Origin of the sequence: Pseudomonas sp. HMWF021 (assembly GCF_003061005.1) — a bacterium.
GTDB lineage: Bacteria > Pseudomonadota > Gammaproteobacteria > Pseudomonadales > Pseudomonadaceae > Aquipseudomonas.
Map to the genome: position 1 here is coordinate 27,983 of NZ_QAIK01000128.1, position 5,942 is coordinate 33,924.

The window sequence follows — 5,942 nt, forward strand, 5'->3', positions numbered from 1 at the left end:
ACCCGCCACGAATTCCGTCTGCTGCAATGCCTGCTCGAACAACCGCAGCGGGTGTTCAGCCGCGAGCAATTGCTCGACGCGCTGGGGGTTGCCGCCGACGCCGGCTACGAGCGCAGCATCGACAGCCACATCAAAAGCGTGCGGGCCAAACTGCGTCTGGTGCGGGCCGACGCCGAGCCGATCCAGACCCATCGCGGCCTCGGTTACAGCTACAGCCCGGGGCACAGCTGATGTCGCTGGGGCTGCGGATTTTTCTGGTGTATGTGCCGTTCATCGGCCTGACCGGTTACTTCGTGCTCAACACGGTGATGGAAGAAATTCGCCCCGGCGTGCGCCAGTCCACCGAAGAAACCCTGGTCGACACCGCCAACCTGATGGCGGAAATCCTGCGCGATGATTTCAAGGCCGGCACGCTCAGCGAGAACCGCTGGCCCGAATTGTTGCGTGCCTACGGTGAGCGCCAGCCACAGGCGACGATCTGGGGCTTGCCGAAAAATCAGGTCAACCACCGCATCTACGTCACCGACGCCAAGGGCATCGTGGTGCTGGATTCCAGCGGCGTGGCGGTCGGGCAGGATTATTCGCGCTGGAACGATGTGTACCTGACCCTGCGCGGCGAATACGGTGCGCGCTCGACCCGCAGCGATCCGAATGATTCGGCGTCGTCGGTGATGCATGTCGGCGCGCCGATCCGTGATAACGGCCAGATCATCGGCGTGGTCACCGTGGCCAAACCCAACAGTTCGTTGCAGCCCTATGTCGATCGCACCGAGCGGCGTTTGCTGTTTTACGGCGCCGGGCTGGTCGGCCTCGGTCTGCTGTTCGGCGCCTTGCTGTCGTGGTGGCTGAGCCGGGCGCTGCACCGTTTGACCGGTTATACGCAAGCTGTGAGTGAGGGGCGCCGGGTGGAAGTGCCGCATTACCGTGGCGGCGAACTGGAACAACTGGCCACGGCAGTGGAGCAGATGCGTACCCAGCTCGAAGGCAAGGCTTACGTTGAACGCTATGTGCACACCCTGACCCATGAACTGAAGAGTCCGCTGGCGGCGATTCGCGGTGCGGCGGAGTTGCTGCAGGGTGACATGCCGCCGATTCAGCGCCTGCGTTTTGTCGGCAACATCGACAGCGAAAGCACGCGGATGCAGCAACTGATCGAGCGGTTGTTGAACCTGGCGCAAGTGGAGCAGCGTCAGGGACTTGAAGAGCGGGTGGCAGTGCCGCTGGCGGCGTTGGTCGATGAGCTGTTGCGAGCGCAGTCAGCGCGGATCGAAGGCCGACGGCTCAGGATCGAGCGGGCGATTGCACCGGATCTGATGTTGATCGGCGAACCGTTTCTATTGCGTCAGGCGCTGGGCAACCTGCTGGAGAATGCGCTGGATTTCACCCCGGTTGCCGGGTTGCTGCGCTTCAGTGCCGAGCGTGTCGGGGAACAAATCGAATTGCGCTTGTTCAACGAAGCGGCGGCGATTCCCGAGTACGCCTTGCCGCGTCTGAGCGAGCGGTTTTACTCGTTGCCGCGACCGGACAGTGGGCGCAAGAGCACCGGCTTGGGGCTGAACTTCGTTGAAGAGGTGGTGAAGTTGCATGGTGGGTCGATGCATATCCGCAACGTCGAGAATGGCGTGGAAGTGATTTTGCGCCTGCCTTGAAACCGTAAAAGATCGCAGCCTTCGGCAGCTCCTACAGGGGATCGCAATACATGTAGGAGCTGCCGAAGGCTGCGATCTTCTGATCTTTCCACACAATCTCCATATTCCCCCCACATTCCCCTCATACATCAACAGCAGACTCTGCCCATCCAAACAGGGAGAGTCCCATGAACAAGAATCTGACCATAAAGCTCGGGGCCATTGCCCTGTTGATCCTGCTGTTGCTGATACCGCTGCTGATGATTGACGGCATCATCGATGACCGCCAGCAACTGCGCGACGGCGTGCTCGAAGACATCGCCCGCAGTTCCAGCTACAGCCAGCAACTGAGCGGGCCGGTGATGGTGGTGCCGTACCGCAAGGTGGTGCGTACCTGGAAGACCAACGAGAAAACCAGTCAGCGCTATGAAGAACTCGGCGAAGAGCGCGGACGTTTGTACTTTCTGCCGGAACGTTTCGAACTCGACGCTCAGGTGCAGACCGAGCTGCGCAATCGTGGAATCTACGAAGCGCGACTGTTCCATGCCGACAATCGCATCAATGGGCATTTCTCGTTGCCGGCGCAGTTGGGGATCAAGGAAGACTTCGCCGATTACCAGTTCGATGCGCCGTTTCTGGCGGTGGGCATCAGCGATATTCGCGGTATCGAAAACGCGCTGAAACTCGAACTCGACGGCCAGCGCCTGGACTTTGTACCCGGTACTCAGGTGGGCTGGCTCGGCGAGGGCGTGCGGGTCACGCTGCCGGTGCTGGATACCCGCAACACCACGGAACTGACCTTCGGTTTCGATCTGCGCCTGCAGGGCACCGGTTCGCTGCAGGTGTTGCCGGTGGGCAAAACCAGCCACGTCAGCCTCGCGGCCAACTGGCCGCACCCAAGCTTCATCGGCAACTTCCTGCCGGGAAAACGCGAGATCAGTGATCAGGGTTTCAGCGCCGATTGGCAGACCACGTTCTTCTCCACCAACCTGCAAGAAGCCATGAGCCGTTGCGTGACGGGCAATGACTGCGAGGGGTTCAACGGGCGCAGTTTTGGTGTGAGCTTCATCGACCCGGTGGATCAGTACCTGAAGAGTGATCGGGCGATCAAATATGCGCTGCTGTTCATCGTCCTGACGTTCGCCGGTTTCTTCCTGTTCGAAGTGCTCAAGAGTCTGGCCGTGCATCCGGTGCAATACGCGCTGGTCGGCGTGGCGCTGGCGTTCTTCTACCTGCTGTTGCTGTCGTTGTCGGAACACATCGGCTTTGCCCTGGCGTATCTGCTGTCGGCCAGTGGCTGTGTGTTGTTGATCGGGTTTTATGTCTGCCACGTGCTGCACAGCGTGCGCCACGGCCTGAGTTTTTCTGTGGGATTGGCGGCGTTGTATGGCCTGCTTTATGGGCTGCTGAGCGCCGAGGATTACGCGCTGCTGATGGGTTCGCTGCTGTTGTTCAGCTTGCTTGGGGTGTTCATGGTGCTGACGCGCAAACTCGACTGGTACGGGATTGGGCAGAAACCGGCCAGGTCGCTGGAGTTTGATGTGGGGGCGATGCAATGAGCGGGTTGCGCGAGGATCGGCGCTGGAAGGAAGAATTGGTGACGCGGATTGTCGGGTTTCTGCCTGTGGATGCGAGTTGGTGCCATCGCTGGCAAGCCAGCTCCCACAGGATTTGTGCTGAAACAGAGATCTCTGTCATACGCAAATCCATTGTGGGAGCTGGCTTGCCAGCGATGAGGCCGGATCAGGCGCCGCCGATTTAAGGCTTGGGCATGGTGGCGACCATGGACGGTCGCTGGCTCACCTCGAAATACCAGTTGGCCAGTTGCGGATTGGCGCTGCGCCAGTCCAGATCCGGATGACGCAGATCGATGTAACCCAACGCGCAAGCGACGCTGATGGCGGCCACGTCGAAATGGCTGGTCAGCTCGGCGATGGCGTCACTTTCCAGGTAGGCTAGGGCGCGCCGGATCTTGTCCCGCTGGGCATCGAGCCATTCGTCCCAGTGTTTTTCCGGGGCGCGCAGCACCAGTTCGTAACGCACCATCACCGAGGCGTCCATGATCCCGTCGGCCAGCGAGGCCAGGGTCAGACGGCGCCAGCGCGCCGCGCCTTCGCGAGGGATCAGCGGATTGCCGACGTGCTGCTGGTCGAGGTATTCGAGGATCACGCGGCTGTCATGAATGACGCTGCCGTCGGCCAGGCGCAGGGCCGGGATCTTGCCCAGCGGATTGTCGGCATTGAGCGCAGCGTCCGGGCTGACCGGGCTGAGCACGCAGTCTTGCAGGGCGACGCGATTCTGCTGACCGGTCTCGTGCAGCAGCACCATCACTTTGCGCACGAACGGGGAAAGCGTGTTGTGAAACAGGGTCATGCTGGGGGCGGACATGGGCAAACCTCGGTGGTCATCGAAGAACAGCAGGTTAGCCTAGCTACAACCACTGTGGCTGGCGAGGAATTGATGGTGTTCGTGAGATCGCCATCGCTGGCAAGCCAGCTCCCACAGTTTTGCACCGAACACAAATTTCAGATTCAGCATAAACCCCTGTGGGAGCTGGCTTGCCAGCGATGAGGCCATCACCGACAACACAAAAACTACCTGCGCGGCAGCAAGCCTCTAATGGCCAGATACGCCGGAACGCCCAGCCCGACCCAGCTCAACGCATCCCAGATTCCATCCCCCAACAATGCCGAAAACAACCCCGCCGCACTCAGCAGTGCGATCACCAGCGGCGTGCTGAAGACCTTCCAGAAATTGGTTTGACGTGGCTTCATGCAGCAGCCTCCGCCGTCACCGGTTTCGCCGCTTTACGCCGCACCACCCACAGATAGACGCCACTGCCGAGGACGATGATGGTCAGCACATCGAGGGTCGCCCAGAGTATTTTCATCGGCATGCCGCCGTAGTCGCCGAAGTGCAGCGGCTGTGACATGCCCATGGCGTCCATGTACCACGGGCGCTCGGCCACAGCGGTGACCTGCAGGGTGCTGGCGTCGATCAGCACCGGCGTCAGCAGGTGCGAGGTCAGGTGGGTGCCGCCCTTCATGAACACCGCGTAATGATGCTCGCTGGAAAAGCGCGTGCCGGGGAAGGCGATGAAGTCCGGGTTCATCCCCGGCGCCACGTCCCGGGCGATGTCGAGCAGGCGGGTGGCCGGGGCCAGTTGAGTGAGCGGTGGGGCATCGCGGTAGGGCGCGACCATGGCGGTCAGCGAGTCATTGCGCCACGCGGCGATGATCAGGTCGGCACAGGCGCTGATCACCCCGGTGACGCCCACCACCAGTGCCCAGGTCAGGGTGACGACACCGATCAGGTTATGCAGATCGAGCCAGCGCAAGCGAGTGGACTTGTCCTGACGCACGGTGCCGAACGGCAAGCGGCGCATGAACGGCAGGTACAGCACCGTGCCCGAGATGATCGCGACCACGAACAGCAAACCCATGAACGCCAGCAGCAACTTGCCGGGCAATCCGGCGAACATGTCCACATGCAGGCGCAGGATGAACAGCATCAGCCCGCCATTGGCCGACGGGGTTTCCAGCGCTTCACCAGTGCGCGCATCGAGCATGAAGGTGTGCGAGGAGTTCGGCTCGGTGCCGGCGGTTTTCGCCATGATGGTCAACACGGCGTTGGGTTCGTCGTCTTCGAAACCGAAGTACTGCACCACTTCGCCGGGGCGATGTTTTTCGGCCGCCTCCACCAGTTGCGCCAGATTCAGGTGCGGCGTGTCGGCGGGCATCTCGCGCACTTGCGGAGCATCGCCGAGCAGGTGCTCGATCTCGTGATGGAAGATCAGCGGCAGGCCGGTCAATGCCAGCAACAGCAGAAACACGGTGCAGATCAGGCTGGTCCAGGTGTGGATGAACGACCAGCGGCGGATTGTTTTACTTTTCATTTCATGACCTTCAAAAACACCAAAGCCGTCCACGAGGGACGGCCTGGTTGCAGGGCCTGTTTCAGCTCACGCGTTTACCACTTGTAGGTGGCACTGGCGACGACACTGCGCTGGTCGCCGTAGTAGCAGTAGAAGCCGTCGCAGGTGGAGATGTAGTCCTTGTCGAACAGGTTGGTGGCATTGACTGCAACCGATGCACCTTTGAGGCTGTTGTCCAGGCGGCCGAGGTCGTAATGAACCGAGGCGTCGAACACGGTGTAGGCGTTGGCCTTGCCCAGCCAGGTGTTGCCCTGATCGCCATAGGTGTTGCCGGTGTAACGCACGCCACCGCCGATACCGAAGCCGTCGAGTACGCCGCTGTGCCAGGTGTAATCAGTCCACAGCGAAGCTTGCTGGTTTGGCATCAGTTGCAGGCGGTT

At 61.0% G+C, this 5,942-nt stretch carries 7 protein-coding genes; 3 read left to right on the forward strand and 4 right to left on the reverse strand.

What is annotated here, in order from left to right; genetic code table 11:
- The 3 genes from DBR18_RS29400 to creD form a co-directional block, all read left to right on the forward strand.
- Positions 1–231, forward strand: a 231-nt coding sequence (locus DBR18_RS29400; RefSeq protein WP_256588773.1) for a winged helix-turn-helix domain-containing protein, incomplete at its 5' end; no start/stop codon positions are given.
- Entirely contained in the window at positions 231–1,649 is a 1,419-nt protein-coding gene (creC, locus tag DBR18_RS17800) for a two-component system sensor histidine kinase CreC (RefSeq protein WP_108591292.1), read from the forward strand. The genes DBR18_RS29400 and creC, both read left to right, overlap by 1 nt.
- A 167-nt stretch (positions 1,650–1,816) precedes the next feature.
- Positions 1,817–3,187, forward strand: a complete 1,371-nt coding sequence (creD, locus tag DBR18_RS17805) for a cell envelope integrity protein CreD (protein ID WP_108591293.1) — start codon at positions 1,817–1,819, stop codon at positions 3,185–3,187.
- Positions 3,188–3,386: 199 nt separating this feature from the next.
- On the opposite strand, the gene DBR18_RS17815 is transcribed toward creD, so the two are convergent.
- The 4 genes from DBR18_RS17815 to DBR18_RS29405 all read right to left on the reverse strand — a co-directional run.
- Positions 3,387–4,016 carry a glutathione S-transferase gene (locus tag DBR18_RS17815; RefSeq protein ID WP_108591295.1) on the reverse strand — a complete coding sequence of 210 codons (630 nt, stop codon included), beginning with the start codon at positions 4,014–4,016 and terminating at the stop codon, positions 3,387–3,389.
- 206 nt (positions 4,017–4,222) lie between these two features.
- Positions 4,223–4,402 (reverse strand): hypothetical protein, encoded by a 180-nt coding sequence (locus DBR18_RS17820; RefSeq protein WP_108591296.1) that lies wholly within the window; start codon positions 4,400–4,402, stop codon positions 4,223–4,225.
- A complete protein-coding gene (locus DBR18_RS17825) occupies positions 4,399–5,523 on the reverse strand; it encodes a PepSY domain-containing protein (protein ID WP_108591297.1) in 1,125 nt (374 codons plus the stop codon). Before DBR18_RS17825 ends, DBR18_RS17820 begins: the two co-directional genes overlap by 4 nt.
- 74 nt (positions 5,524–5,597) lie before the next feature.
- On the reverse strand, positions 5,598–5,942 hold a 345-nt coding region (locus DBR18_RS29405), incomplete at its 5' end, for a TonB-dependent receptor domain-containing protein (protein WP_256588774.1).